The organism is Williamsia sp. z71, assembly GCF_059553375.1.
Genome location: NZ_JCANWX010000004.1, coordinates 310,333 through 336,671, shown reverse-complemented (window position 1 = coordinate 336,671; position 26,339 = coordinate 310,333). Strand labels below are relative to the sequence as shown.

General features: G+C 64.3%; 20 protein-coding genes. 11 read left to right on the top strand and 9 right to left on the bottom strand.

What is annotated here, in order from left to right:
* Positions 1-15: 15 nt before the first annotated feature.
* Positions 16-1,416, bottom strand: a complete 1,401-nt coding sequence (locus tag AC51GR_RS12275; RefSeq protein WP_496324913.1) for an FAD-binding oxidoreductase — start codon at positions 1,414-1,416, stop codon at positions 16-18.
* Positions 1,417-1,594: 178 nt separating this feature from the next.
* Here AC51GR_RS12275 and AC51GR_RS12270 point away from each other — a divergent pair, with 178 nt between their 5' ends.
* Together AC51GR_RS12270 and AC51GR_RS12265 are read left to right on the top strand one after the other, a co-directional pair.
* Entirely contained in the window at positions 1,595-2,587 is a 993-nt protein-coding gene (locus tag AC51GR_RS12270) for an AraC family transcriptional regulator (RefSeq protein ID WP_496324912.1), read from the top strand.
* Between the two features lie 628 nt (positions 2,588-3,215).
* Positions 3,216-4,610, top strand: a complete 1,395-nt coding sequence (locus tag AC51GR_RS12265) for an MFS transporter (protein ID WP_496324911.1) — start codon at positions 3,216-3,218, stop codon at positions 4,608-4,610.
* Between the two features lie 37 nt (positions 4,611-4,647).
* Here AC51GR_RS12265 and AC51GR_RS12260 read toward each other — a convergent pair whose 3' ends face one another.
* The 3 genes from AC51GR_RS12260 to AC51GR_RS12250 are packed head-to-tail and all read right to left on the bottom strand — an operon-like array spanning position 4,648 to position 8,401.
* Complete coding sequence (locus tag AC51GR_RS12260; RefSeq protein ID WP_496324910.1) at positions 4,648-6,156, bottom strand: glutamate-cysteine ligase family protein; 1,509 nt, start codon at positions 6,154-6,156, stop codon at positions 4,648-4,650.
* Between the two features lie 57 nt (positions 6,157-6,213).
* Positions 6,214-7,281, bottom strand: a complete 1,068-nt coding sequence (locus AC51GR_RS12255; protein ID WP_496324909.1) for a phosphotransferase family protein — start codon at positions 7,279-7,281, stop codon at positions 6,214-6,216.
* Positions 7,282-7,285: 4 nt separating this feature from the next.
* The gene (locus AC51GR_RS12250; protein WP_496325061.1) at positions 7,286-8,401 is read right to left on the bottom strand and encodes an Rv3169 family protein; all 1,116 of its coding nucleotides are present in this window, start codon (positions 8,399-8,401) and stop codon (positions 7,286-7,288) included.
* Between the two features lie 96 nt (positions 8,402-8,497).
* On the opposite strand from AC51GR_RS12250, the gene AC51GR_RS12245 reads away from it, so the two are divergent.
* Complete coding sequence (locus AC51GR_RS12245) at positions 8,498-9,124, top strand: TetR/AcrR family transcriptional regulator (protein ID WP_496324908.1); 627 nt, start codon at positions 8,498-8,500, stop codon at positions 9,122-9,124.
* A 24-nt stretch (positions 9,125-9,148) separates the two neighbouring features.
* Here the strand turns inward: AC51GR_RS12245 and AC51GR_RS12240 are convergent, their stop codons facing one another.
* Complete coding sequence (locus AC51GR_RS12240) at positions 9,149-10,786, bottom strand: ABC-F family ATP-binding cassette domain-containing protein (protein WP_496325060.1); 1,638 nt, start codon at positions 10,784-10,786, stop codon at positions 9,149-9,151.
* 1,451 nt (positions 10,787-12,237) lie between these two features.
* On the opposite strand from AC51GR_RS12240, the gene AC51GR_RS12235 reads away from it, so the two are divergent.
* The 3 genes from AC51GR_RS12235 to purM all read left to right on the top strand — a co-directional run bounded on the left by AC51GR_RS12235 (position 12,238) and on the right by purM (position 15,613).
* On the top strand, positions 12,238-12,624 hold the full coding sequence (locus tag AC51GR_RS12235) for a sterol carrier family protein (RefSeq protein WP_496324907.1): 387 nt from the start codon (positions 12,238-12,240) through the stop codon (positions 12,622-12,624).
* A 115-nt stretch (positions 12,625-12,739) separates the two neighbouring features.
* Entirely contained in the window at positions 12,740-14,293 is a 1,554-nt protein-coding gene (gene purF / locus AC51GR_RS12230; protein ID WP_496324906.1) for an amidophosphoribosyltransferase, read from the top strand.
* A 222-nt stretch (positions 14,294-14,515) separates the two neighbouring features.
* A complete protein-coding gene (gene purM / locus AC51GR_RS12225) occupies positions 14,516-15,613 on the top strand; it encodes a phosphoribosylformylglycinamidine cyclo-ligase (protein WP_496324905.1) in 1,098 nt (365 codons plus the stop codon).
* Between the two features lie 230 nt (positions 15,614-15,843).
* Here the strand turns inward: purM and AC51GR_RS12220 are convergent, their stop codons facing one another.
* From AC51GR_RS12220 to ygfZ, 3 genes are all read right to left on the bottom strand, one after another.
* Positions 15,844-16,026, bottom strand: coding sequence for a DUF3073 domain-containing protein (locus tag AC51GR_RS12220; protein ID WP_020105045.1), 183 nt, complete (start codon positions 16,024-16,026; stop codon positions 15,844-15,846).
* A gap of 193 nt (positions 16,027-16,219) precedes the next feature.
* Entirely contained in the window at positions 16,220-16,858 is a 639-nt protein-coding gene (locus AC51GR_RS12215) for an MOSC domain-containing protein (protein ID WP_496325059.1), read from the bottom strand.
* Positions 16,859-16,916: 58 nt separating this feature from the next.
* Positions 16,917-18,050 (bottom strand): CAF17-like 4Fe-4S cluster assembly/insertion protein YgfZ, encoded by a 1,134-nt coding sequence (gene ygfZ, locus AC51GR_RS12210; protein ID WP_496325058.1) that lies wholly within the window; start codon positions 18,048-18,050, stop codon positions 16,917-16,919.
* Between the two features lie 30 nt (positions 18,051-18,080).
* On the opposite strand from ygfZ, the gene AC51GR_RS12205 reads away from it, so the two are divergent.
* From AC51GR_RS12205 to cydC, 5 genes are all read left to right on the top strand, one after another.
* Positions 18,081-18,992 (top strand): aminodeoxychorismate lyase, encoded by a 912-nt coding sequence (locus AC51GR_RS12205; RefSeq protein ID WP_496324904.1) that lies wholly within the window; start codon positions 18,081-18,083, stop codon positions 18,990-18,992.
* A 318-nt stretch (positions 18,993-19,310) separates the two neighbouring features.
* Positions 19,311-20,939: a cytochrome ubiquinol oxidase subunit I gene (locus AC51GR_RS12200; RefSeq protein WP_496324903.1), complete on the top strand. Its 1,629-nt coding sequence runs from the start codon at positions 19,311-19,313 to the stop codon at positions 20,937-20,939.
* A gap of 15 nt (positions 20,940-20,954) precedes the next feature.
* The gene (gene cydB / locus AC51GR_RS12195) at positions 20,955-22,016 is read left to right on the top strand and encodes a cytochrome d ubiquinol oxidase subunit II (protein ID WP_496324902.1); all 1,062 of its coding nucleotides are present in this window, start codon (positions 20,955-20,957) and stop codon (positions 22,014-22,016) included.
* Complete coding sequence (gene cydD / locus AC51GR_RS12190; protein WP_496324901.1) at positions 22,013-23,704, top strand: thiol reductant ABC exporter subunit CydD; 1,692 nt, start codon at positions 22,013-22,015, stop codon at positions 23,702-23,704. The genes cydB and cydD overlap by 4 nt, the downstream gene beginning before the upstream one ends.
* Positions 23,691-25,391 carry a thiol reductant ABC exporter subunit CydC gene (gene cydC, locus AC51GR_RS12185; RefSeq protein WP_496324900.1) on the top strand — a complete coding sequence of 567 codons (1,701 nt, stop codon included), beginning with the start codon at positions 23,691-23,693 and terminating at the stop codon, positions 25,389-25,391. The genes cydD and cydC overlap by 14 nt, the downstream gene beginning before the upstream one ends.
* Before the next feature lie 217 nt (positions 25,392-25,608).
* On the opposite strand, the gene AC51GR_RS12180 is transcribed toward cydC, so the two are convergent.
* Complete coding sequence (locus AC51GR_RS12180; RefSeq protein WP_496324899.1) at positions 25,609-26,223, bottom strand: heme-binding beta-barrel domain-containing protein; 615 nt, start codon at positions 26,221-26,223, stop codon at positions 25,609-25,611.
* Between the last annotated feature and the right edge of the window lie 116 nt (positions 26,224-26,339).

Sequence of the window (26,339 nt, the reverse complement as noted above, 5' to 3'; positions counted from 1 at the left end):
CAGCCGCGTCGGGGATCAGGTCGGCACGATGTTCTGGTTGATCCGAAAGAGGTTGTGCGGATCATAGGTTCGCTTGATGTCCGCGAGCCGATCGTAGTTGCCCCGATAGGCGGCCTGCACGCGCTCGCGGCCTTCGTCCATCATCATGTTCACATAGCCGCCGCCGGCAGAAGTCGGGTGCAGATCCTCCCAGTAGTTCTTGGCCCACTCTGTGATCCGTCCCAGATTGGCGGGATCGGGATCGATCCCGGCGATGACTCCGTTCCATCCGCCGTTGCGGTAGGGGAATGCGGTTGCGTCCTCCGCGACACGTTCGGCAGCGCCGCTGATCGGATACAGGTGCATTGTCGACAGGGACGACGGGAGGGCTTCGCCGTACCGACGGTGAAGTGGGATCGCGGTACCGGTGATCTCCTCGAAGATGTCGGCCTTCCAATACCACTGCAAGCCCGTGGGCAGCAGACCGTCGAACGCGCTCTGAAGCACGGGAAACGGCATCGGTGCCAGGCCGAACAGAAGAGGTGAGCCGAAGTCCCGAACGGGTGCCAAGACCTGGTCGGCCTGCTGGTGCGGCCCCGAATAGCACCACACGATCCCGCAGACCTTTCGGCCCCACAGCTCCTCGGGGAAGGGTGGCCCGCCGGGGACCTCCAGGACACCGATCCAGCCGTTCAGCTCGTCGGGCAGCGTCGGGATCAGGTCGCGGTACCACCTGAAGACCTCCTCGGCATCGGCAATGTCGTAGAGGACCGGCCCGCCGATGACGTCACCGGCGTCACCCACCGGGTGAGATCGAAATGTGAACGAGGTGACCACGCCGAAGTTTCCGCCACCGCCGCGTAGCGCCCAGAACAGATCGGGCTGGCTGTCGGCGCTTGCGGTCACAAAAGACCCATCGGCCAACACCACGTCGGCGGATAACAGATTGTCGATGGTCAGGCCGAAATGCCTTGTGAGATAACCAGTACCACCACCTAGTGTCAGTCCTGCAACCCCGGTTGTGGAGACGAAGCCGGACGGTGTGGCCCTCCCGAATGCCGCGTTGGCATGATCCACATCGCCCCAGGTGCAGCCGGCGTCCACGCGTATGGTGCCTGCCTGCGGGTCGACGGTGGTAGAGCGTTGTGTGCGGAAGTCGATCACCAGGGCGTCATCCCACACGCTGAACCCGGCACCGTGGTGACCGCCGCCGCGGACCGCGATGGGGATCTGATGGCGGCGCGCAAAGTTGACGCAGGCGATCACGTCGGCGACATCCGCGACGCAGGCGACAGCCGCCGGATGACGGTCGATGGCCGCGTTGTAGACCTTCCGTACCTCGTCGTAGTCGGGGTCTTCGGGACCGATCAGCGGACCGCGGATGGTCTGACGCAACTCGGAGATGACGGCATCCGGGGTGGCTTCGATAGCGGACATTTGGTGTGCTCCTTCTGTACGGACTCACATGGTGGGAGACTGGGTAGTTGAACGGTACGAAGCAGCGGTGACGTGCGGGAATGCCCATTACCCCGAAGGACTTGCCCGTACGTCCACGTTGCGGCTCGGTCTTTGCCGCACGTCCGGGAGAGTTGTCCGATCGTCCGGGAGTCACACCATGGACGTCCTATCCGACGTTTTGCTCGCTGTGCGGTTGACCGGTGCGGTGTACTTCGACATCGATGCCCGCTCGCCCTTCGTTCTCGAGAGTCCACCCACCGATGTGATCGCTGCCAAGATCGCCACGGACGCCGAACACCTGATCGCCTTCCACGTCCTGACTCTTGGTTCTTGTTGGGTCGAGACGGTCGATGCGCCCGAACCCGCGCAGTTGCTGCGGGCCGGTGAGATGGTGATCGTCTCCAGCGGCGAGGCACACCTGCTCGCATCGGCTCAAGGCCTCCGCGGGCAGCCGGATCTGTCCCGGTACTACCGGCCGTTGACTGAAGCCCTGCCGTTCGTCATCGACATCAACAGCGACACGAACGCCGATCGCTGCCGGATCGTGTGTGGATACTTCGCCTGTGACCGGCATCCGTTCAACCCGTTGCTCGAATCGTTGCCGCGCATGGTCCACGCCCCCGTGTCGAGTCGTAGCTGGGGTTGGATGTCGCGGCTGCTCGACGCGGCCCTCGAGGCGAGTGACGGTCGCAACGCCGGGCAGGAGGCGATGCTCGCGAAACTGTCGGAACTGATGTTTGTCGAAGCGCTCCGTGCCCACATCGACGGGTTGTCCCCAGACGCTCGCAGCTGGGCGGCCGGCATTCGCGACCCCGACGTCGGTTCGGCACTGCGGCTCATCCACGGTCGGTTCGCCGAGCCGTGGACGCTTGAAGGACTGGCCCACGAGGTGGCCATGTCCCGCTCCTCGTTTGCCGATCGGTTCACCGCCTACGTGGGGGTACCGCCGATGACCTACCTTTCCCGATGGCGGTTCCAGCTTGCTGCCCGACTGTTGCAGAACGGTTCACTCAGTGTTGCGCAGGCCGCGAGTGCTGTTGGATATCAATCCGAATCGGCCTTCAACCGAGCCTTCAAGCGCTCTGTCGGGGAAGCTCCGGGCGCTTGGCGACGAAAGGGCGCTGCAGATGTGGGTGCTGCCCACGGATGACTGGCCGGTCCGCAGGTCGTGAGTCTCTGCTGAGCGGTCATCGGCGGCGAGTTTCTTATCCGGAGCGGTAACGAATTTGATGATGTTCAATTGGTGAGCATCGGCGGCTGCGAGATTTCCGATTTTCCTGTTGAATGTCCGGTTTTCAGTTGTCTACGTGCTGCGATAAAGGGATCAAATTGAAATGTTCGGGTTACGCGGTGTGTGGCGTTGGGGCGATTAGAAGTAACGCAAAAGAAACCACCGGACGGCAGATTGTATGCAAGACTCACTATCATCAACTTGTCCAAGCATCGTTGGAGCCCCACAGGTTGGGTGTATGGGGAACTCCGGAGAGGATTCGGCATGTACGTACGAACGCTGTGCATGCAACGCGTGGACCTGGATTCGGGTCCACGCCTTTTGTCACCGAATGATGCTGGGGCGGACCAGTGGTGCACTGGAGTGCCAGGTTCATTCTTTTCTGGCCTTCAAGATTCCGCCTATTTCTAACTGAAGACACTCAACGGCCCATTTGCAATTCTTCGGTTTCTTGAGGATGCGGAGTGGCTGATGCATGTCTTGGACCGATTTATCCGGGTGGTATTCCGCCACCCATCTGACATCCGCTACTGGTTGAGGAACGGAAATGGCAAACAAGCAGCAGGTTGGAGTGAAGGTCGGGGGACAGGCCGCCGACGAACTCGATGTACTCGGCGAACGTGTGATGCGAAAAGTGTCACGCCGGTTGATCCCGTTCATCGCGGTTCTGTTCTTCATCAATTACGTCGACCGGACGAATATTGCGTTCGCGAAGCTGGAGATGAGTGCGGACCTGGGACTGAGCGAAGCTGCCTACGGCCTCGCCGCAGGCTTGTTCTTCGTCGGGTACTTCCTGTTCGAGATCCCGAGCAACTTGGCATTGCACAAGTTCGGTGCGCGTATGTGGGTCGCCCGAATCATGGTGACCTGGGGCATCATTGCCATGGCGATGGCCTTTGTGAACAGTGCCGGCGTGTTGTACGTCGTGCGAATCCTTCTCGGCATTGCGGAGGCAGGTTTCTACCCGGGTGTCATCTTGTACCTGACGTTCTGGTTCCCGCGACGCCAGCGGGCCAAGGCCATCGGATTGTTTGCGCTTGCGGTTCCGGTGTCCGCAGTGGTCGGGGCCCCGGTGTCAACGGCAATCATGCAATACAGCCATGACTTCATGGGATTCTCGGGCTGGCGGATCATGTTCCTGGTCGAGGGGCTACCCGCGGTGATCCTGGGAATCGTGTGCTGGTTCTATCTGACCGACCGGCCTGCGGACGCCAAGTGGCTCGACCCGGAAGAACGTGCCTGGCTGACGGCGACAATGGACGCGGATACGAAGGAAACCGAAGCGGGCGATCCGTGGACTCTCCGACGTGTCCTGACCAGTCCACTGGTACTCGGACTCGCGCTCGTGGAATTCGGTGTGGGCTACGGGATCTACGCACTGAGCTTCTTTTTGCCGTCGATCATCGCCGGATTCTCGGAGACCTTCGGTACCGATTTCAACCTGTTCCAGACAGGCCTGATCACGGCCGTCCCGTTCTTCTTCGGAGCACTGGCGATGGTGTACTGGACGCGACATTCGGATCGCAAGTACGAGAGGGCGTGGCACGTCGCGGCACCGGTATTCCTTGCCGGACTGACTGTTCCCATCGCGCTCTATCTGGGATCGCCGATCGCTGTCATGGTCGTGATCTCCCTGACCGCAATCGGAGTGTTTGCGGCCTACCCGGTCTTTTGGGCGATCCCTGGAGAGTTCCTGACCGGGGTCGGAGCGGCCGCCGGGATCGCCTTGATCAATTCACTGGCTAATCTGTCCGGTTTCGCTGCGCCCTACATAACCGGAGGACTCACCGATGCCACCGGTTCGGAGAACAGCGGAATGTGGGTCGCCGGAGGCGTGCTGATCTTTGCCGGCTTGACGATGGTCGGGCTCAAGGTCAGCGGGTTGCTGGATCCGAACAAGCATGCGCAATCGTTCGAGCCGGAACCGGTGGTCACCCGGTAGTAGGTTCGATGGGTGCGGCCGGACACATCAAGGGATGTCACAGATCCCAGGTGTGCACGGCCGCACCGTCGTGCATGCGATCGATGTACTCACCGAGCATGCCCGACAGTGCGACCTCACGGCTGTCGCCGGCCGCCTCCCGGGCCGCCACCCGTGCGCGTTGCCACACGGAACCGGTTTGCCCGTTGATCGCCCGGCCCTCGATGATGGTCAGGTATCGATCCCGAACGTCGGCCGCGACTCCGAATGCCCGCAAACCGTCTTCGGCGAGTGGCAGCAACCGGCGCAACACCAACTCGTCGGGTTGTACCCATCCGACTGTCGGCCAATACAGTTGGCAATCCATACCGTCTCGGGCCGCGGTGTGGAGATTCTCTGCTGCTGCATTGAACGTCATCTGTGACCAGATCGGACGTTCGGCGTCGACGAGTCCGCGCAGGGTCCCGTAGTAGAACGCTGTGTTCGCCATGATGTCGAGTACGGTCGGTCCGGCAGGCAGGACACGGTTTTCGATGCGCAGATGCGCCTGCCCGTCGACGACGTCGTAGACCGGTCGATTCCACCGGTACACGGTCCCGTTGTGCATTCGGAGTTCGGTCAGCTCAGGTATCTCACCGGCTTCCAACTGCGCCAGTGGGTCGTCCTCCGACACCACCGGTAGCAAGGCGGGAAAGTATCGGGTGTTCTCCTCGAAAAGGTCGAATATGGTTGTGATCCAACGTTCCCCGAACCACACCCTCGGCCGCACGCCCTGGTTGATGAGCTCCTGTGGGCGGGTGTCGGTGGCCTGTTCGAAAACCGGGATGCGGCTCTCGTGCCACAGGGCCTTGCCTGCCAGGAACGGCGAGTTGCCTGCGAGTGCCACCTGCACCCCGGACAATGCCTGAGCAGCATTCCAATGATCGGCGAAGCGCTCGGGGGCAACACGCAGATGCAATTGCAGCGACGTGCACGCGGCCTCGGGCAGGATCGAATCAATCGATGTCTGCAGATGGTCGGGACGGTCGCCGGGCACCAGAGGCACACCCGTGATGTCGAGTTCGATGTCCTCGCCGCGGGCAGCAAAGATTTGCTGGTTCAACAGGTCATAGCGTGGGTTTGCTGAAATCCATTGATGCGCAAAGTGCTCTTGCCGCAGGGTCGGCAGCATGCCGATCATGACGAGGTGGTTGTCCGTGGTCGCGGCCCTCGCCTCGGCCCGGTTCAGTGAATCGCGCAGGCTCGACTCGAGCGATACGGTGTCGGCGCCGACAAAGGGACGGGGGGCCACGTTGATCTCGATGTTGAACTGGCCCAGTTCGGTCTGGTAGTCGGGATCGGCGATCACGTCGAGCACGGCTGCGTTTGCCATCGCCGGATTCATCGCACGGTCAACAAGATTGAGTTCGACTTCCATGCCCAGCAGGGGTTCCGGCGGGTTTCCCTGGTCGGTGAACAGCCCGTCGGCCAGCATGCGCGCGACCGCTTCCGTGCAACGTCCCACCTGCTGACGAAAACGCCGCCTGTCCTCCCGGCTGAATTCCCGGTTGCCGACCTCCGTGCCCATCGTCCCATCGTGCCACGGAATGCCGGGTGCACGTGGATGTCCGGTGGCCGGTAGACGTCAGCCGCCACCGAGTACGATCTCGAGGCGCTGGGCACAGATGTCGGCGAGATCGATACCGTCGAGTTCGAGTTTCGTGTTGAGCCTGATCAGGGGAACGGCCAGCAGTAGCGCAGCGGTGACATCGTTGAACAGCATGTTGGTCGGCCGCGTTCCGGTCAGCCGCTCGTACCGTTCGAGTGTCTCCTGACGTGATGGCGTTCCGCCGGCCGGACTGTGGTCCTGCAGTGGACTGCTGACCCAATCGGTCAGGAACATCCAGGCGAGGTCGGCGCCCGGGTCCCCGAGGTAGGCGATCTCCCAGTCGAGTGCTGCGACCGGATGGTGGTCGGCGTCGGCGTAGAGAACGTTGGACATCCGGGAATCGCCCCAGCACAACGCGACCCGAGCCGGTTCGTACAGGTGGCGGTCCGCCCAGTCGAGTGCATTCGCCAGGCCCGGATGCAGGGGACTGCCGTTGCCCGCCCAGTTGAGCGCGTATCGCAGAAAGTTGACCAGACGCTGCGGTGGCTTCGTGCCGAACCCGCCGAGATCCAGGAAACCCAGGCGCCTTTCGGCGGTATCGATCTGGTGGACCCGGGCGATGAGGTCGACACATCCGTTCCACAGCCGCGCCCGGCCCGCGTCATCGGCGTCGGCGTAGATGCCCTGCTGGTGGTATGCGGGGACATCGCTGACGGTGACGACGTCATCGATGCGGTCCATGACGAAGTACGGCGTTCCCAGGTCGGTTCCGTCGGCGTCGATCCACCGCATCTTCGGCACGGGGACCGCCGAGCCGGCCAGACGCTGCATCACGAGGTATTGCCGCCGGAGATCGAAGTCCGGCAGGACCGCGAAGTCCGGTGGTCGCCGGAACACCAGACCCTGCGCCTCGGCGCGGGCATCGGCCGTCGGCCCGACATCGACCAGGTCGAAGAGGTATGTCTCGGTGGAGAATCCCTGCTGCGCGGCTCTCCAATCGAGGATGGTGGCGCCGGCGGCGTTCGGAACCCTCTGTCGTAGTACGGCTTCGAGCGCGGCAGGTAGTTCGTCGACCGACAGTCGGGACGGCGGGGTCGGTGTCATGGCCTCACCAGCCCTGGTATCCGTAGCGCGGGTAGGCGCCCATGAAGACCATCTCGACCAATCCGTGCCCGACCTTGCCGTCCATGCGGACCTCACACAGGGTCTCGCTGAGCATCCGAACCGGGGCCAGTGCCTCGGCATCGTTCGTGTTCACCGTGAAACCGTCGCGGAAGTCGTCACCGCGGTAATACCCGCTGGCGTAACCGTTGTAGTGGTCGTAACCGGCCAGTCCGGGCCAGAAGTCGGTCATCGGATGCACCTCGATGGTGCTCCTCGACCGGTCGCCACGGATGACCGTGAAGGTCCCCCCGGACACGACTCGGGCATCATCGCGAAAATTTAGGTCGTGCTCCACATCGATGATCTCCTCGTGTGGCCGGTCGGAGCCGAGAGGGTAGAGCACTTCACCCTCGAACTGCCATCTCGACCCGTCGCTGTTCTCCCGTTGCGCGAAATGCACCAGCTCGTCGTCGAATTGGAAGATCCCCATGTAGTAGAGGACTCCCGCGGGCAGATCGGTCGGCTGGAGTTCGGTTCCGTCGGGAAGGCTGCCGCCGCCACCTCCCCGTCGGATGCCCCACGAATGGTCCCGACCGAACCACCAACGCTGCGGATCGATCTCGATGCGCTCACCGTCGATGTCGATCCAGCCTTCGACCATGCCGTTCTGATAGAACCGGCGCGCGTCTTCCGAGACGCGCCCGCGGACCCGGTGAAACGCGGCGGTCTGCTCGTAGGCGTCGAACTGGCCGGTCAGGCGTAGATCCAGGCTCAGTCCCTGGTTGTTGGGTGCGACCTGAGTTCGTACCCGGCGCAAAGGTTCTTCGATCGTGTACGTGTACGGGCCGATCGTGTATTCACCGAGACCACCGGTCTGCGGGTTGAGTGTGGTGGACATCCGGACCACCTTGGCCTGGCCATTGCGACTGGTGACCATTGCGTAGGCGTCGGTCACGTTGCGGTTGGGGTAGCGGGCCATCCCGGTCATCACGTTGAGGTCGCCGGATTTGTCGAACCCGTACATCACAACGCGTTCCACCCAGCGCAGATCGCTCTGCGATACGTGGTCGAACGTGGTCGGCAATTGGTGAGCCAGGATCTCGTCGTTGGGTGTCAACACGGGCATGGTCTCCTTCATCGGGGGAGCCTGAGGCAACAAGCAATACGTTAGGGCATGGAACGTAATTGAATGTGGGTTTTGCGGTACTTTCATCGGGTGACCACCTCAGCCCAACCGCCCCCCGGTCGACCACGTGATCCCCAGAAGGACATCGACGTCCTGCGGGCGGCTCGGGAACTGCTGGTCGAGGGCGGTTTTCAGGCGGCGACGATCGCCGCGGTGGCCCGGCGCTCGGGCGTGGGGGTGCCGACCATCTACCGCCGTTGGGCGCGTCGGGAAGCGTTGATCGAGGACGCCGCATTCGGCACCGTCGAGCCGGGTGTGGTCCCGGAGGCCACCGGTGACCTGTGGGCCGACCTGCGGACGTGGGCGCAGCTCTTCCTGCGGCATTTCGCAAACCCTGTTGCGCGGGCGGCGATTCCGGGCCTCATGCTCGCGTACCAGCACGAGGGTGATCTCTACGAGCGCCTCGTCAATCGGTCGGAGCACGATGTCCGGGTCCTGCTGCGGAATCTGCTTCGCGGCGACCTGCCCGGGTGGCCGCCGAAATCACTAGAGAAGCGGGCGGACTCGATCTTCGACCTTCTTGTTGCGACAACGGCCATCCGGGCGTTGACGGTCGGGCTCGCCGACCATGAGTCGTTCTGCGACGAGACCGCGGATGCGCTGACCGCATTGGCCTACTCGACCTGGAAGCCGCGGGTCCGTCGGCGGCGATCGTAGATCGAGTTCGTGACGGGGTTCGGCTCAGGCCAAGGTCTCGGTCAGCTGACCGCCGGCCAGTTGCCAACGCCGCGTTGCCCGGACCGTGGCCAGCATTCTGCGGTCGTGCGTCACCAACAACACTGTGCCGGAGAATGATTCGACCGCCTGCTCGAGTTGCTCGATGGCGGGCAGATCCAGGTGGTTGGTGGGTTCGTCGAGCACCAGCAGGTTCACGCCGCGAGCCTGAAGCAGGGCCAGGGCGGCGCGCGTGCGTTCCCCGGGTGACAGGGAGTCGGCCGAGCGGGTGACGTGATGCCCCTTCAGGCCGAACTTGGCCAGCAGAGTTCGGACGTCCGCGTCGGTCTGATCGGGGACCTGCGCGGCGAACGCATCGGCCAGAGCGGTGTCACCGGTGAACAATCCGCGGGCCTGGTCGACCTCGCCGATCTGCACACCCGACCCCAGCGACGCCGAACCCGAGTCGGGTACCTGCGCGCCGAGTAGTAGTGAGAGCAGTGTCGACTTGCCGGACCCATTGGCGCCGGTGATGACGATCCGATCACCGGCGTCGACTTGGGTGCTGATCGGGCCGAGTGTGAACTCGCCGCGGGTCAGCGTTGCCTCGTTGAGGGTGGCGACCACGGTGCCCGAACGAGGCGCGGCCGCGATCTCCATGCGGAGCTCCCACTCCTTGCGCGGTTCCGCGACCTCTTCGAGCCGCTCGATTCGGCGTTGGGTCTGCCGGGCCTTCGAGGCCTGTTTCTCGGTGGACTCCAGTCGCAGGCCCTTGCCGACTTTGTCGTTGTCCTTGGACTTGCGTCGCGCGTTGCGGACCCCGTGTTCCATCCAATTGCGTTGCATCTGAGCGCGATCGGTCAGCGCATCCTTGGTGTCGGAATACTGGTCGTATGCCTCACGGGCGTGTCGTCGGGCGACCTCACGTTCGACCAGGAATGCCTCGTAGCCGCCGGAATACACCGACACCTGCTGTTGGGCGAGGTCGAGTTCGACGATTCCGGTGACGGTGCGCGCCAGGAACTCACGATCGTGACTGACAACGACCATCGGGGTCCGCGAGCTCGACACGAACTCCTCGAGTTGCGCCAGGCCGTCGAGGTCGAGGTCGTTGGTCGGTTCATCGAGCAGGAGAATGTCGTAGCGCGACAACAGAAGTGCGGCCAGCCCGGCTCGTGCCACCTGCCCGCCGGACAGCGCCGACATCGGTAGATCTAGGTCGACGGTCAGGCCGAGATCTGCTGCGACCTGCTCGGCGCGTTCGTCGAAGTCGGCTCCACCCAGGTGCAGCCAGCGGTCGAGAGCGGGGGAGTAGAGATCGTCGCCGCCCTCACCGAGTGCTTCGGCCGCGGCGTCCATCGCCGACTGTGCCTCTGCCACGCCCGTGCGGCGGGCGAGGAACTCGCGGACGGTCTCACCCGGGGTCGGCTCGGCTTCCTGCGCGAGGTAGCCGACCTCGGCGTCAGGCGGGCTCAGCGTGATGGTGCCGTCGAAGTCCGCGGATCCGACCCCGGCGAGCAGCGTCAGGAGCGTTGATTTGCCGGCGCCGTTTGGGCCGACCAGGCCGAAGACGTCACCGTCGGCCACCGCGAGGTCGAGATCAGAGAACAGGGTGCGTTCGCCGTGACCGGCGCTGAGTCCGGTGGTGTGCAGGGTGGCGCTGATGGTGGTGACGCTCCTTCGAAGTGCAGGTTCTCTTCAAGACGATAGTCGGTGCGCCGATGAGGGCCGGCAACGCCGTGGACGGTTGGTCGTATCGGCGTAGCTGATGCCGGGGTGTGGGTTCCTTCGATGGTGTTCGGTAGACAATCTGGCTTCGCTCTTCAGTGTGCTGGTCAACGGACGGGACGATGGCTGATGCCGGTGGTTCGGATGCTTTCGATGTTTTCGGGGTTGTAGGTGAGTGGGTTGAGATGGACGTAGTACTGAAAAACCTGGACACCATTTTTGATGCTGGCGTTTTATCGATGATGAGTCCGGTAGGCCCGACACCCGAGCCCAGGCTCCATTTTTCCGTGCCGTCGTCGGCTTTGTTCGTGATGCGTGTCCACGTGTCGACGTTCTCGGGGAGTATTCCCCAGCGTGCGGTGGCCTGCGCGAGTTCTTGCTGCGCGCCTTCCGTGGTGTCAAACGAGCGCCAGAAGATGAGGTCTTCGAACCGGCCTCTTCCAAAGACTCTCGAAGCCAATAGTTCTGAAGAAAAGGGCCATAGGAGGTCTTCGGTACCAGCCCGGCATCAAATGCCGCGTCCAAGACCGGTTTCGCGGCGTCCGGATGGTTCTTCACCCATTCCTGGAATCGTGGATCCTCCAGAACGGTCTTGGCCTGCTCGGGCGTCAGGCCCACCAGTGACGGCGGAGCGTAGTCCCGGCCCGCAGCCACCTCGCCCTTCGTGGCGTCCACTTCGTCGTTGGCACCGTCGAGTGCAAAAGCCACCGCATCGTCCTCATCGGCGAGTTGTTGCACGGCTCACCTTGTCTGTTGCGTCGGCTACACGGATACCCAGCCGATGGTCTTTTCGGCTTTCTGCCACGCTGCTTCGGCAGTGTGCCCATCCGACGACTGGTATTGGTTCAGAAGCCACCGAACGGGCGGTGTTCAGTTTGGTCTCGAAGTCGATGTGGCTGTCTCAAGGCTTGTTGCCGCGAGGCTCAACAGCGAGGGCTGCCATTTCCTGACGCCGCTGACGGTGTAGGTCACTGCAGCCGTAGCACTTTGAACGTGGTTGACGAGTCCACTTCAGTGTTGCCGAAGGTGTCAGCGGCCGCGACCGAGGCGTCGGCATACGCGCTCAATCGGGTTGCCACCGCGGTGTACGCGGTTCCACCGCAGATCCGCTGCGGGTTGCGTGGATACCCGCTTTCGAACCGGGCAACGAGTCCGAGATGTCTGTGGTGGAGGTGGTGGCGTCGATGGTGTTGATCTCCGCGCCGAGTGCGCGATGGCGGACGGCATCAGCGCGTCGCTGCAGTATCTGATTCGAACAATGGCATCGGATGTCCCCCTCCAAACGAGCACCCCCCGGTGACCGCGTCCGCTCACCGTATATCCCGATTCGGACGGCTCGGGCGAGACCGTGGTTCCGGGTGACGGCGAGTGGGTGCCACGATGGGGTTGTGGCACCTCAGAAGTCGGTCGACCCGGCCGCAATGCGAACAGCCGTCGAAACCGTGGCGCCGTGGCTGCGTGATCCCGAAGCCGCCGAGCCGACCAGGAAAGAGATCGCCGACGCCGTGCGGATGACCGCGCGAACCCTGGGCCAATTGGCGCCGGGCGGTTCGGTTGAGGTGCGGGTGCCGCCGTTCGTGGCGGTCCAGTGCATCGAAGGACTCCGGCACACGCGGGGCACGCCGCCGAACGTCGTCGAGACCGATCCCCGCACCTGGCTGCTGCTGGCCACCGGACAACTGGATCTCGCGGGTGCACTCGCGAACGGCAGCGTTTCCGCATCCGGAAGCCGGGCCACCGAGATCGTTCATTGGCTGCCGCTTTTGCGCGTGTGACGAACCGACACTCGATCCGTGCGAGCGCCGACACGCCGCGGCGATTCGCAATGGAGAATCCCGGCCCCGTAGACTCTTTCGTAGGCCCTCCACCAGCCCACCAATGGGAGTGCAAGTGACCGAGCTGTCGATCAACAGCAAGAATCTGCTCGATGCCGACCAGCCAGAGAACGAACCGCGGGAAGAATGCGGTGTTTTCGGCGTTTGGGCTCCAGGTGAGGATGTGGCAAAACTCACTTATTACGGACTATATGCCTTGCAGCACAGGGGACAAGAGGCCGCCGGCATCGCGACCGGCGACGGATCCCAAGTGCTCGTCTTCAAGGATCTCGGCCTGGTCTCCCAGGTCTTCGACGAGCAGACGCTCGGCGCCATGCAGGGCCACGTCGCCATCGGCCACTGCCGGTACAGCACCACCGGTTCCACCACGTGGGAGAACTCGCAGCCGATTTTCCGGACCACCGCCGCCGGCACCGGTGTTGCGTTGGGGCACAACGGAAATCTTGTCAACACCGCCGACCTGGCCAGCGAGGCACGCGAACTCGGCGTGATGGATTCCCGTCGGGCCGGCGGCGCCACCTCGGACTCCGACGTGGTGGGCGCGTTGCTCGCACACGGCGCCGCGGACTCAACCCTCGAGCAGGCCGCGATGGAATTGCTGCCGAAGCTGCGCGGAGCCTTCTGCCTGACCTTCATGGATGAGCACACGCTGTACGCCGCGCGGGATCCACACGGCGTACGCCCGCTGTGTCTGGGACGCCTTGATCGTGGCTGGGTGGTGGCCTCTGAGACCGCCGCGCTCGACATCGTCGGCGCGTCCTACGTCCGCGAGATCGAACCCGGAGAACTCCTGGCCATCGACGCCGACGGAGTCCGAAGCAGTCGTTTCGCCGAGGCCACGCCCAAGGGCTGTGTCTTCGAGTTCGTGTACCTGGCCCGTCCCGACAGTGTGATCAGCGGGCGGTCGGTGCACACCACCCGTGTCGAGATCGGTCGCCGCCTGGCCCGTGAGTTCCCGGCCGATGGCGATCTGGTGATCCCGGTTCCGGAATCAGGTACCCCCGCAGCGGTCGGATACGCCCAGGAATCGGGTATCCCGTACGGCCAGGGACTGATGAAGAACGCCTATGTCGGGCGAACGTTCATCCAGCCCTCGCAGACCATTCGTCAACTGGGTATCCGGCTCAAGCTCAACCCGCTCAAAGAGGTCATCCGGGGCAAGCGCCTGGTGGTGGTGGACGATTCGATCGTCCGAGGCAACACCCAGCGTGCGCTCGTCCGGATGCTCCGGGAAGCAGGCGCGGCCGAGGTGCACGTGCGGATCGCGTCGAGCCCGGTGCGCTGGCCTTGCTTCTACGGCATCGACTTCGCCTCGCCGGCCGAATTGATCGCCAATGGTGCCGACTCCGAAGAGCACCTGGTCGAGGGTGTTCGCCAGGCGATCGGCGCGGACTCGCTGGCGTACATCAGCACCGAAGAGATGATCGCCGCGACCGAGCAACCCGCCTCGAACCTGTGTGCGGCCTGTTTCGATGGCAAGTACCCCATCGAATTGCCGCGCGAGACGTCGATGGGCAAGGCGGTCCTCGAGACCATGCTCAAGAAGACGGCAACCGATCAGGACGTCATCACAGACAACGACAACGCCAGCGCTGTCCGTCGACCCTGAGTGCTGGTGAAACAGCGCCAAATCGTGCTGTTTCACCGGTTCGGCACCTGGTGCCCGCAAGATCGGCGAAGATCGGCTCCGGGTTCATGCATGTCCGTACCCGCAGATTTCGAACCGCCCATCAGTAATGGCCAGACCACGCTCCGGTAGCGTGAAGCCGGATTATTCACCGCCCCGGCAGGATTTCCTGCCAACCTTTCGAGAACGGGAACCTGACGCGAGATGACCGACAACGAGCCCGGCGGCGCCTCTTACGCTGCGGCGGGAGTGGACATCGATGCCGGCGACCGGGCGGTACAGCTGTTCGCCCCGCACGCCAAGCGCACCCTGCGTCCCGAAGTCATGGGTGGCCTCGGCGGATTCGCCGGACTGTTCAAACTCAAGGGTGGCTACCGCGAGCCGGTGCTGGCATCGTCCACCGACGGCGTGGGCACCAAGATCGCCGTCGCGCAGGCGATGGGCAAGCATGACACCGTCGGACGCGACCTGGTCGCCATGGTCGTCGACGATCTGGTGGTCTGTGGCGCCGAACCACTGTTCCTGCAGGACTACATCGCGGTCGGCAAAGTCGTGCCCGAAGTGGTCGCTGAGCTGGTGAAGGGCATCGCCGACGGCTGTGTCGAAGCCGGATGCACCCTGCTCGGCGGCGAGACGGCCGAACATCCGGGTTTGATGGGCGAGTCCGATTATGACTTGTCGGCCACCGGCGTCGGCATCGTCGAGGCCGACTCGGTGCTCTCCCCGGACCGGGTCCGGCCCGGTGACGTCGTCATCGCGATGGGTAGCTCGGGTCTGCACTCCAACGGCTACTCGCTGGCCCGCAAGGTCCTGCTCGAGTGGGGCCACATGGATCTCGGCGGTCATGTCGAGGAGTTCGAACGGACCCTCGGTGAGGAACTGCTCGAGCCGACGCGCATCTACGCCAAGGATTGCCTCGCACTCGCCGCAGAAACCGACGTACGCACGTTCTCACACGTCACCGGTGGCGGCCTGGCCGACAACCTCGCGCGCGTCATCCCCGGCGGCCTGGTGGCCGAACTGGACCGTGGCACCTGGTCACCGGCACCGATCTTCCAGATGATCGCGCAGCGCGGCCGCGTCGAACGCGCAGAGATGGAACGCACCTTCAACATGGGCGTCGGAATGGTCGCGGTCGTCGCGCCGGAAGACACTGATCGCGCCCTGGCGGTACTGACCGCACGGCACCTCGATTGCTGGGTGCTCGGCTCGATCAAGAAGTCGCACTCGACCAAGGCCGAGCCGGTCAAGGGCGCAAAGAACGGGATTGCAGAACTGATGGGCGAGCACCCACGGTTCTGATTTCCCCCAGATGCAAAAAGGTTCGGCCGACGATCTCGTCGGCCGAACCTTTTGTATCGGAGCCCTGATTCGTCTCGGGCCTGATCGAATTGCCATGGGCGAGTGAGCAATTGCGGCTCAAACGTCGCCGTGATGGGGGTATGACAACAGCCCGCCTGAGGTCTAGCACTTCAGGGGGCTGTTGAATGAAGGGGTGACCGAGTCCGTGTGTCGCGGACCCGCGACGGCCATCAGGCCCGTCGCCACCCATCTTCATCGGACCATCGATCGTCAGTGATCCCATCGTTCGGGTCAACTGATGATTCGCTGGCTGACAGCTCTCGTTGCAAGCGGTCGAAGTCAGTGTTCGGAGCACTGTACTTCAGTTCACGAGCAACTTTCGTTTGCTTCGCCTTCGCCCGGCCGCGGCCCATTGGGGACCCCCTCGCGCAATGAAGGGGCGGCCAAACATGTGGCGGCCCCATTCTGTGGTTACAAATATGGTCGTGAAAGACAGTCTACCGTGCCCGGAGGGGTGATGCGGACCAGCTCGTGCGCCGGTGGCGAAATTTTACATACCGGGGTCAGGATGGCGCTATGTAAATCAACTGGCAGATCGCGTCGCGATCACCGATTCGCCAGACGGTGCCAGCGGTTCGCGTCCCGGATCACCTTCGGCGGGAGGTCGGTGATCGCCAACAATTTGTTCAGCGAATCGGTGTCCGGCCCGGTGATCAGATGCCGCACCAGCACGCCGTGATCCGGCCGTGAGATCACCGTGACCCGATCCCCGGCCCGCACCTGGCCGCCCTCGACGACGCGGAGATAACAACCCACGTCCGACCGCGCGTAGAAGCGCTTGATCCAGTGGTCTTCCTGGGCCCAATCAGCGAATGTGCGGCACGGCGTCCGGGCAATGGTCACCTCGAGCAAGACGTTGTCGCCGACCTGCCACCGCTCGCCGATGGTGGCGTCGGTGGTCGCGATGCCGGCGATGCGAAGGTTCTCACCGAACCAGCCGTAGGGGAGCTCGCGCCCGAGTTCCGCGGCCCAGCGTCGGGCCTCGTCGTCACCGTAGGCGTACACCGCCTGATCGATTCCGCCGTGGTGTTTGGTGTCGCAGACGTGGTCGATGGTGAGGCCGAACTCGTCGACGTCGACGGGCCCGTCGACGGCCCGCTTGTCGATCGCACTGTGTCCGACTTCACCGGCGAGCGCATGTTCTTCGTGCACGGCGCAAACAGCAAGCACCGTGCCCGTCGCCAGACTCAACGGCCCTTCAACTTGTCTGCCCGGGGCCTGGCCAAGGTGCTGCGCACGCCGACTACCGGCCCTTCAACTTGTCGATGGCAGCACGCCCGGCCTGTACGCGATCATCGGCCGGTACCGAGGACGGGTCGATCGCGGCGCTGGCCCCGTTGATGTCGAGTTGGGTGTCCGCCGGGATGCCCCGTTTGACGAGTGCCAGGGCGATCGGGCCGTATTCGAAGTGGTCGACGACGGAGCCGACACGACCGACGGCGCGCCCTCCGACGGTGACCGGGTCGCCGGGGGCCGGTCGGTGCTCAGCGCTCCCGTCGAGATGCAGCAGGACCATCTGGCGTGGCGGCTTTCCGAGGTTGTGGACCCGGGCGACCGTCTCCTGGCCCCGATAGCAGCCCTTGTTCAGGTGGACCGCACCCTGCTCGTCGGGTGAGCCGATCCAGTTGACCTCGTGCGGAATCGTGCGCTCATCGGTGTCGAGGCCCAACCGCGGGCGCAGCGCCGGCACCCGCAACGCCTCGTAGGTCCACATCCCGGCGGGAACCGCTCCGACCGCGGTCAAGGACTTCCACCAGGCGACGACCTGATCGGTCGGGACGATCAGATCGATCGATTCGACCGATCCGTGTTCGCCCAGGGCGGGCATGACCCGCCAGAATCCGCCGTCGGGCAGCTTTCCGGCGTCATAAACCGTTGCTGCACCTGGGATCTGCAGCAGGTCGGCAATCGCGCCGGTGCGGGTGGCGGGCCCGAGTATCGTCAGCACCGCCATATCGGGGCGGGGTGCGACCTCGACCTTCGCCCAGAAGACCATCTTCTGCAAGAAACCGGCCAGCGCCTCGGATCGCGACGCCTCGGTGTCGATCCAGGTCGTGCCATCGAGTTCGGTGAGCACGAAGTGGTCCTCGACCCGGCCGTTGCCGTCGAGGCTCAGGTCTTCGGCACTGCGCCCGTCCGCGAGATCGGTGACGTATTGGCTCGAGATCGTGTTGAGCCAGCTCAGCCTTTCCTCTCCGGTCAGGGCGATCACACCGCGATGCGAACGGTCGATGACGGCTGCCGAGGTGGCCGCGGCGCGTTGCTCACCGAACGGGTCCCCGAAATGCCAGGCCACGGCTTCGTCCGGCGTATTTTCCAGGCCGCCGACGGCTCCTGACGGGCGCAATGATTCCAACAGTTCAGTCACCCTCTCAATGGTACGAGCAGGGTCGCTACCCTTGCCGCTATGGCTCAACCAATTCTGGTGACTGTTGACGGTGCTGTTCTCGATCCGGACGTGCCGATTCTGCACGCCGACGACCTCGCTGCCGTGCGCGGCGACGGTGTTTTCGAGACGCTGCTGGTCCGTGACGGCACCGCCCGCTGTGTCGATCTGCACCTGCAGCGCTTCGCGCGCAGTGCCAAGGCACTCGATCTGCCGGCCCCTGACGAAGAGCAGTGGGCCGAGGCGGTCGCCACCGGCGCCCGTGTCTGGGCCAAGGAGAACGGCGCGATCGAAGGGCTGATGCGGCTGGTCTACTCCCGTGGACGGGAATCGGCACCAGTGGATGCGGTGGCGGCGAAAGAAGGCGGCAAGAAGGGTTTGACGCGGGATGGCGGCGGCGCGACCGAGTATCTGACCGTGGGGCCGGTGCCCGAACGGGCCGCGACCGTGCGGGAACACGGTGTCAAGGTGATCACCGCCTCCCGTGGGTACTCCGTCGATCTAGCTGCCGCGGCACCGTGGCAGTTGCTGGGCGCCAAGACGTTGAGTTATGCCACCAACATGGCGGCCCTGCGCTACGCCAAAGAGCAGGGCTGTGATGACGTCATCTACACCAGCAGCGAGGGACTCGTGCTGGAAAGTCCCCGCTCGACCGTGATCGTGGTGAACGGCAAGACGTTGACGACCCCGCCGGCGGAATCCGGCATCCTGGAAGGCACCACCCAGCAGGCCTTGTTCGCGCAGGCGGAAAAGGAGGGGTGGGAGACCAAGATCGAGCCGTTGAGTCCGGCGGACCTGGTCTGCGCCGAAGCCGTCTGGCTGGTATCGAGCATCACGCTCGCCACGCGGGTGACCGAATTGAACGGTTACACAATGGTTCCCCCGGATCATCCGGACGAGTTCTCCGCGTTGGTCGATCGCGCCGTCGAGTAAAAGTCGCAAACCGGTCGCGGCGTCGCCTGTTCTGGCGGCGCCGCTTTCTTGTTACCCCATTGACGCCGCGCAACAGCGTTCGGTGATCTATTTTTTAGTTATGCATACCGTCGCCGAGAACAGGCGAGCGAGGTATCGCGGCGTAGAGCAGCACGGTCTGGGTACAAGGTCCCGGCCCGGAGCGGACCATGTGTCCCATTCTGTCGAAAGTGGCCATCAGCACAGCGAAAAGGTCCTGATCGCCTTGTTCGGCTTCAGTAGCGAGGCGTAACCTGCAGCTACTACCGACCGTAGTAGACCTCCGGCGATTGAGAAAAAATGGACGCACTCGACGTCTCCCGATGGCAGTTCGGCATCACCACCGTTTATCACTTCATCCTGGTCCCCTTGACGATCGGGCTGGCGCCGATGGTGGCGATCATGCAGACCGTCTGGGTGGTGACCGGCAAGGAGCAATGGCTTCGGGCCACAAAGTTTTTCGGCAAGCTGTTCCTGATCAACTTCGCGCTGGGGGTCGCCACCGGCATCGTGCAAGAGTTCCAGTTCGGGATGAACTGGAGCGAGTACAGCCGATTTGTCGGAGATGTCTTCGGCGGGCCACTGGCGCTGGAGGGCCTGGTGGCGTTCTTCCTGGAGTCAACCTTCCTGGGCCTGTGGATCTTCGGCTGGGACCGATTGCCGAAGAAGGTGCACCTGATGACGATCTGGATGGTCGCCATCGGTGTCAACGCCTCGGCCTGGTTCATCATCGCGGCCAACTCGTGGATGCAACACCCGGTGGGTGCGCAGTGGAACGAGGACAGAGGCCGCCCAGAACTCAAGAGCCTGTGGGCTGTGATGACCAACAACACCACGCTGGCGGCATTCCCGCACACGATCGCCGGTGCCTTCCTGACCGCGGGGACCTTTGTCGCCGGGATCGGGATCTGGTGGATGGTCCGAAACACACGGCGGGCCAAGAAGCTCCGGGAAACCGTACCGGTCGGGGTCGGCGCCGGGGTGGGATCGTCGACGGTGGCGGTCGCGGACGATCCGGAACCCGCCATGTACGGCAAGACCGCCGAGCAACTCGAGCACGATGCGCGGACGTTGTATCGGCCGGTCACCCGGTTTGCGCTCTGGGTGATGATCGCCAGCGGCATCGCCTTGGCCTTCACCGGTGATTGGCAGGCCAAGCTCATGTTCGAGCAACAACCGATGAAGATGGCATCCGCGGAGTCGTTGTGTAACACCGAGACCGGAGCCAGTTTCTCCATCCTGGCAGTCGGTACCCATAACAACTGTGAATCGGTGACGCACCTGATCGAGGTGCCAAACATGCTGTCTTTCCTGGCAGACAACAGCTTTGATTCCACACTGCAGGGGGTGGAGGAGTTGCAGGCCGAGCATGTCGCCAATTTCGGTCCGGGCAATTACAAACCCAACCTGTTCGTCACCTACTGGGCATTTCGGGCGATGATCGGCTGGGCGCTGGGGTCGGCCGCACTGGCGGTGTTGGGCCTGTGGTTGACGCGCCGCGGCCGGATCCCGGGTTCGAAGAAGTTCGGAACATTCGCGATCTGGATGATCCCGACACCGTTCCTGGCCAACAGTTCCGGGTGGATCTTCACGGAAATGGGCAGACAGCCATGGATGGTGGCCCCCAATCCGGCGAACGTGGCCGACGCGGGCGGGCTCAAGAACATCCACCTGACGGTTCAGGAAGGGGTGAGCCAACATTCGGGCTATCAGGTGCTGGTCACCCTGCTCATCTTCACCCTGTTGTACGGCGCGCTGGGTGTCATCTGGTTCGCCTTGATCCGCAAATACACCCGAGAAGGGCCGACGCCGGCAGATTCCGGGCCGCCGATCAACGGGCCGGGTGGCGGGGATGGTCCCGAGAAACCGGAATCCGACGATGAACGGCCGTCGCCGGATGAACCCAAGCAACTGTCGTTCGCGTACTGAGGACTGGGGAAACTGATGAGTCTCGCGGAGTTCTGGTTTTGCCTGGTGGGCTTTCTGTTCCTCGGCTATTTCGTACTCGAGGGCTTCGACTTCGGTGTCGGCATGCTGTTGCCCGTCCTCGGCCGTCCGAAGAACGGCGTACCCGGCGACACCCGTCGCCGGGCGATGATCAACACGATCGGGCCGGTGTGGGATGGCAATGAGGTCTGGCTGATCACCGGTGGCGGTGCACTGTTCGCGGCGTTTCCGAACTGGTACGCAACGATGTTCACCACCTTTTACATACCCCTGTTCCTGATCTTGGTCGGCCTGATCGTCCGGATCGTGTCCATCGAATGGCGCGGAAAGATCGACGATCCGCGCTGGCGCTGGTGGGCCGACTTCGGCATCGGCCTGGGGTCGTGGTTGCCGGCGGTCCTCTGGGGCGTGGCATTCGCAAACCTGGTGCGCGGGTTGCCGATCGACGGCGACGAACAGTTCACCGGGAACTTCTTCGACCTGCTCTCCCCGTACGCTCTGCTCGGTGGTGTGGCCACGGCGATGTTGTTCGCCACCCATGGTGCGGTGTTCTTGGCACTAAAGACGGCCGGCGACCTGCAGGGCGAATCCATGAAGACGGCGTTCGCGCTTGCGGTCCCCACCACGGCTGTCGCCGCGGTCTGGGGTCTGTGGACGCAGGTCTCCTACGGCAAGGGGTGGACGTGGATCGCGCTCGGGGTGGCGGCTGTGGCGATCATCGCTGCCACCGCGTTGGCGTATCGGCGACGTGAGGGGTGGGCATTTGTCGCCACGTGCTTTGCGATCGCCGGTGTCGTCGTACTGATCCTCGGGTCGATGTTCCCCAACGTGATCCCGTCGACGCTCGATCCGGCCTTCGACATGACGGTCGAGAGCAGTTCGTCGAGTCACCACACCCTGGTGGTGATGACCTGGGCTGCGGTCATCTTCACCCCGATCGTCCTGTGTTATCAGGGCTGGACGTATTGGGTGTTCCGCCAGCGCATCTCCACCAGTCAGATCCCGCCGTCGATCGGCTTGCCCTTGCGCCGACCGAAGGTGGTCGGGCAGTCCAAGTGACCGCAGCGACACCGGCGGCATCCGGCCCGCCGATCGATCCACGGCTGTGGCGCTATTCGCGGACCTCGCGCCGGTACCTGATCCTGACGGTGCTGATGACTCTCACGCAGGTGATCTGCGTGATCGTCACCGCCGCAATGGTTGCGTCGATCCTGTCCGAGCTCATCGTCTCTCCGGATCGCCGCAGCCTCGACGCTCAGGCCTGGCACCTGTGGGCGTTGGGCGGGGCCATCGCGGTGCGGGTGGCGGCGGTGTACATCCATGACCGGTACGCGCATCGGGCCAGTGCCGGGGTGATCGCGGACCTGCGCGGAGAAGCACTGGCCGCGGTCTCGGATCCGGCCCGCACCCCGCCTCGGGAACTCCTGATCCGACGCACCCGGCTGGCCACGATTCTCACGCAGGGCCTCGAAGCGCTCGGTCCATATCTGACGGGCTACGTTCCGGCGCTGCTGCTTTCCGCGGTGGCGATCCCGGTGCTGGTGGTCGTGATGGCCATGGCCGATCTCACCTCGGCCGTGATCGTCGTCTTCACACTGCCGCTCATCCCGGTGTTCATGATCCTGATCGGTCGCCTGACGCGCGATCGAACCGCCGAGCGTCTGACTGCGATGAGCCGCTTGTCATCTGCGCTCCTCGACCTGATCGCGGGGATACCGACATTGCGTACACTCGGCCGTGAACGGGAACCGGCAGCCCGCGTCGGTGAACTCGGGCAGGCGCACCGGCGCAGCACGATGCAGGCGTTACGGGTTGCGTTCCTGTCGGGCGCGGTGCTGGAGTTTCTCGCGACGTTGTCGGTCGCGTTGGTGGCCGTCAGCATCGGCCTGCGTCTGGTGCATGGCGAAATGGGCCTCTACGGCGGCGTTCTGGCGTTGATCCTGGCACCCGAGGTGTATCTGCCGCTGCGGAACGCCGGTGCGCAGTTCCACAACTCGGAGGCCGGAACCGCCAGTGCCCGAGAGATTTTCGAAATCATCGAAGGCGGTGCCACCCCGCGTCCGGTCGGAAGCCGGTCGGTGGCGGTCGCCGGAGCCAAGATCGTGGCGGCCGGACTCGGCGTACACGGCCGTGACGGCTGGGCTCCACACGATCTGTCCGCAACGATCAGGCCCGGTCGACTGACGGTGCTCACCGGGCCGAACGGGGCCGGGAAGTCGACAGTGCTGTCCACCATCCTGGGTCTGCAGTCACCGCAGGAGGGGTCGGTCCTCATCGGAGACGTCCCGGTCACCGAACTCGATCAGCAGGCGCTGTGGGAACAGGTCGCCTGGCTGCCCCAACATCCGGTCCTGGTACCGGGGACGGTGGCCGAGAACTTCGAGATGACCGGACCGATCGGTGGGAGCGAACGCGATTTCGGTTGTCGCGCGAGCGGTTTCGACGTTGTGCTGGCCGGACTCCCGGATGGCTGGCACACGGTCCTGGGCAGTGGGGGCGTGGGGTTGTCCGCCGGACAACGACAGCGCCTGGCGTTGGCCCGGGTACTCGCCTCACCGGCACCCCTGTTACTGCTCGACGAACCCACCACGCATCTCGATGGCGATGCCGAACTCGCGGTGGCGCGCGCCCTGCAGTCTCGGGCGATGGCAGGCGATACCGTCGTAGTGGTAGCCCATCGCCCGGCGATGCTCGCGGTGGCCGACGACATCATCGAAGTCACCGGGGTGACGTATGCCGAACACTGACAACACATCTGCCCGCCGAGGTCTCCGCGGTGACCCGCTCTGGCGGGCGTTGGGCCTGCTGGGCCTGCGTGGCAAACCGGTGGTCCGGTCGTTGGCGCTCGGAATCATGGGCGCCGGAAGTGCACTGGCGCTGGCGGCGCTGTCGGCGTGGCTGATCACTCGGGCATGGCAGATGCCGCCGGTTCTCTACCTGTCGGTGGCCGTGACGTCCGTTCGGGCACTGGGCATCTCCCGCGGGCTGTTTCGATACCTCGAACGGCTCGCCACGCACGACCTGGCCTTCGACGCGATGTCGACCGCACGCAGTCGGCTCTACCTGGCGCTCGCCGGGGGGCCGGCCGGATACTCGGTGGGGCTGCGCCGCGGAGAGTTGTTGTCGCGGACCGGGACCGACGTCGACGAGATCGGCAATGCGCTGATCCGCGCGATCATCCCGATCGGTGTGTCGGTCGTCGTGTCCGGCGCGGCGGTGGCGATCATGGCCATCGTGTCGCTGTGGGCGGCACTGGTACTGGCGATCGCGTTGCTGGTCAGCGGTGTGCTCGCGCCCTGGCTGGCGGCCGGGGGCGCGCGGAGTGCGAGCCGGGCCGAGGCTGCCGCCCGGACCCGGAACGCGGGCGCGATCATGACCGTGCTCGACCATGCCGCGGAGCTGGCGGTCGCCGGCCGGCGTCAGACGCTGCTCGACGAGGCCCGATCCGCCGAAGCCGATGCCGTGGACGCCGGCGACCGCGGTGCCCGACAAGGTGCCTGGGCCGGCGCCGCAGTTCCGTTGGCGGTCGGGGTATCGGTGCTGGCGGCCGCGCTGATCGGGATCGGACTGGCGGACGGGGCGTCCCCGATGGCTCTGGGTGTGCTGATCCTGCTGCCGCTGAGCGCATTCGAATCCACCGGGCCGATGACCGAGGCTGCCCTGCAGCTTCAGAAGAGCCGGGACTCTGCGCGGCGCATCATGGCAATGATCGACCGCGCCGGCGATTTTTCACAGCCGGCACCGACGTTGACAACGGGCGCCGACCCGAATGCCCTGATCGCGCGGGGTCTGCGCTGGGGTTGGCCCGGCGGTGAGATGTTCGGTGGCGACGACGGGCTCGACCTCCGCATCGAACGCGGGTCACGGATCGCGATCGTCGGACCGAGCGGATGTGGGAAATCGTCGTTGCTGCTGACCTTGGCAGGACTGCTGGCACCGGTGGCCGGTACGGTCGCCCGGCCTGCCGACAACCCGGTCCGCTACTTCGCCGAGGACGGCCACATCTTCACCACCAGCGTCCGCGAGAACCTGCTGGTCTCGCGGGGGGATGCCACCGACGCCCAGATCATCGACGCGATCAACCGGGTCGGGCTCGGAGATTGGGTCGCCGGACTCCCACAAGGTGTCGACACGCCGCTCGACGCAGGTGCGGACTCGGTCAGCGGAGGTCAGCGCCGGCGTCTGCTGCTGGCGCGCGCGTTGATCAACGAAGCGCCGATACTCCTGCTCGACGAGCCGGGGGAGAACCTCGACCGCGCCGATTCCGATCGGTTGCAGTCCGAACTACTCGACGCCTCCACGGCGGCGTTGGTCGATCCGGACCGCGCAGTTGTCGTGGTGACGCACCGTCTCCCGGCTCGTCACCACGCTGATCTGGTCCTGACCCTGCCCGCGGTTTCGCCGACAGAAAATACTGTTGCCGAGTCGCGATAGGAGGGAGTAGTTTCGTCGGTACACGAGGAAGGAGGTGGTCTGAAATTGATTTCTAGGACACGTGAGGTGACCATCAGCTAACCGGCCGATTGGTGGATTGCCTTGTACCCCAATTGGTATGGAGCTGAATCCACATTGGTCACCGGCCCCCGCACCCCCGGCCTCGTCCTGGTCGGATGCCCGCTTTCCAGTGGGTGGTGTGGGGGTCTACCTCGTTCTAGCCGACGTAGCGGGTGAGCTTTGCGGATGCGCGGGGAACCAGGTCGCCGTCGCTGTCGACGCGCTCCTCGACGTACGCCAGGCCGCCGTCTTCCACCAGGCCGTAGAGACGCTTGGCACCGCCGGCCTGATAGCCGGAGGCGGATTTGATCACCACGTCGGTGGCCAACTCCCAGCTCGTCTGGTTCAGAGGGTGGCCGTAGAAGAGTTCGATCCATCCCTCGGCGTGGGTCAGGAGCAGCTCGATGACGTCGTCGTCACCGATGCGCCAGAAGCCCGATTCGCGGAAGTCGGGCGTGACCTCATCGCTGTCCTCCGCGATGACCCATGAGCGGGATTCCCAGTTGAGGTAGTTCTGGCCGTCGTGGCTGACGATGATCTGCTGGCCGAACCGGTAGTCACCGGTTTCGGGGTGATTGCCTTCGCCTTCACCGCGCCAGACACCGACCAACGGCAACAACGCCAGCAAGCCCGGATGAAGATCCGGGCCCTGGCGGAGGTTGGCGGTGTCGGCGGGCAGCGGCAGATCGGGCAGCGCCGGAATGTTCCGGGTCCCGGTCTCCTGAGCCTTGATGGCGGCCTGATTGACCGCCTCGTTGCCGGAACGGGTCACGATTCGTCTGTGACCAGCCGGTAGAGCACATAAAGGCCGAACCAGACGATCAGGAGGCTCGCCAGTACCAACAACGCTTCGAAGAAGATGACCACCTGAGTATTCTAGCGCCCGCC

What these genes read in the sequence shown, in the direction of transcription:
- AC51GR_RS12205 (WP_496324904.1), top strand. Translation starts at nt 18,081, where the DNA reads ATGGCTCAACCAATTCTGGTGACTGTTGACGGTGCTGTTCTCGATCCG.
- AC51GR_RS12255 (WP_496324909.1), bottom strand. Translation starts at nt 7,281, where the DNA reads ATGACACCGACCCCGCCGTCCCGACTGTCGGTCGACGAACTACCTGCC.
- cydC (WP_496324900.1), top strand. Translation starts at nt 23,691, where the DNA reads ATGCCGAACACTGACAACACATCTGCCCGCCGAGGTCTCCGCGGTGAC.
- AC51GR_RS12200 (WP_496324903.1), top strand. Translation starts at nt 19,311, where the DNA reads ATGGACGCACTCGACGTCTCCCGATGGCAGTTCGGCATCACCACCGTT.
- AC51GR_RS12265 (WP_496324911.1), top strand. Translation starts at nt 3,216, where the DNA reads ATGGCAAACAAGCAGCAGGTTGGAGTGAAGGTCGGGGGACAGGCCGCC.
- AC51GR_RS12220 (WP_020105045.1), bottom strand. Translation starts at nt 16,026, where the DNA reads ATGGGCCGCGGCCGGGCGAAGGCGAAGCAAACGAAAGTTGCTCGTGAA.
- purM (WP_496324905.1), top strand. Translation starts at nt 14,516, where the DNA reads ATGACCGACAACGAGCCCGGCGGCGCCTCTTACGCTGCGGCGGGAGTG.
- AC51GR_RS12270 (WP_496324912.1), top strand. Translation starts at nt 1,595, where the DNA reads ATGGACGTCCTATCCGACGTTTTGCTCGCTGTGCGGTTGACCGGTGCG.
- AC51GR_RS12275 (WP_496324913.1), bottom strand. Translation starts at nt 1,416, where the DNA reads ATGTCCGCTATCGAAGCCACCCCGGATGCCGTCATCTCCGAGTTGCGT.
- AC51GR_RS12260 (WP_496324910.1), bottom strand. Translation starts at nt 6,156, where the DNA reads ATGGGCACGGAGGTCGGCAACCGGGAATTCAGCCGGGAGGACAGGCGG.
- cydB (WP_496324902.1), top strand. Translation starts at nt 20,955, where the DNA reads ATGAGTCTCGCGGAGTTCTGGTTTTGCCTGGTGGGCTTTCTGTTCCTC.